The sequence below is a fragment of the Streptomyces kebangsaanensis genome (assembly GCF_001906585.1).
Lineage (GTDB): Bacteria > Actinomycetota > Actinomycetes > Streptomycetales > Streptomycetaceae > Streptomyces > Streptomyces kebangsaanensis.
The window spans coordinates 14,179-15,585 of the sequence record NZ_JUJA01000164.1 but is presented as its reverse complement, the minus strand read 5'-3'; the positions used below and the strand labels follow the sequence as shown (position 1 = coordinate 15,585).

Annotated in this window: 1 protein-coding gene; it reads right to left on the bottom strand. The window is 67.5% G+C overall.

From position 1 onward, the window contains the following. On the bottom strand, positions 1-1,247 hold a 1,247-nt coding region (locus RH94_RS33110; RefSeq protein ID WP_073952135.1), incomplete at its 3' end, for a YncE family protein. Between the last annotated feature and the right edge of the window lie 160 nt (positions 1,248-1,407).

The window sequence follows — 1,407 nt, the reverse complement described above, 5'->3', positions numbered from 1 at the left end:
GACGGCCCCGTCCAGCCGGCCGGCACATGGCCTAGGCGGACCCGCTGCGGATGGTCGCCGACCGGGACCGACACCACCTTCCGCCCGGTGGCGAAGTCGATGGCCGTGACCTGGTCGGCGCCGCTCTCGGAGACGACGCAGTCCTTGCCGTCGCCGCTGACCGTGGCCCAGTAGGGCTTGGCGGCGGGAACGAGCGGGCCCTCCTGCAGGCTCGCGCGGTCGACGACGGTGGCGTAGTCGTCCATGGTGCCGGCCACGCAGAGCTTGGTGCCCCCGGGGTTCATCGAAAGGCCGTGGTGGCGCGAGTCGTTGACCCAGGTGGTGCGGTCCTCGCTGGTCGCCGGGTTCTTCGGCAGCGTCTTGACCCGGGTGATGCTGTCGGAGGCGACGTCGTACTCCAGGAAGCCGTTGAAGAACGACACCTGGAAGTACAGCTTGGACTCGTCGGGGGAGAAGACCGCGGGCCGTACCGCGTTGGAGAAGCTCTTCAGGCCGATCGCGTCCAGGCGCCGTCGCATGTCGATGGTCCGGACCTGCTTGTACGTCGTCGCGTCCGCGACGGTGATGTGCCGGTCACCCTTGGTCCAGTCCCAGAACGGGTCGTCCAGCGCGGTGTTGACGTCCCCGATGGACATGTTCCAGATGTACTTGCCGTCCTTGGTGAAGATGTTCTCGTGCGGCTTGTCGCCGGTGGCGAACGAGCCGAGCTGCTTTCCGGTGCCGATGTCCAGGACGTGCACGGTGTTCGCGGTGGAGGCGGAGACCGCGACCCGGGTGCCGTCGGGGGAGACGGCCATGTGGTCGGCGCGGTAACCGGCCACCGGAAAGCGCCAGTTGATGCTCCCACTGGCCAGGTCCACCGACACGACGTCAGCGAAGCTGGGCCGGGAGACCACCACGGACCTCCCGTCCGGGGTGGTGTACATGTCGTCGGCGAACTGGTCGTGGCCCTCGCCGACGCTGTTGCGGATCGCCTGGAAGTAGATCCACTTGATCGGGTCGGCGTTGATCTCCGCCATCCGCCGGGCCTTGTCGGGGACGACGTCCACACGGCCGATCCTCGCGAAGTCGCCGGTGGACTCCAGGACATCGGCGGTGCCGTCCCAGTTGTTGCCGACGAACAGGACCTCCCGCAGCCCGGCCGGATCCTGCGGCGCCGCGGTGGCGGCCGTGGCGGCGGGGGCGGCGGCGGTCAGGACGAGGGCGGCGGCCACGGAGCAAAGGTGCCTGGTTCTGACAGCAGGCATGACTGCTCTCTCCTCTGTGATGGGGAGCCGGAAATCTGAACACCAGTGCTTTCACAGTCAACTTACTGAAAAGTAAGGAGGGAGTGCCTGTTCCACAAGACCGCGTACACGACAAAATTGGAGCGGACGTGCGAGGGAGGGGGATCGTGGCGGGCAGGCT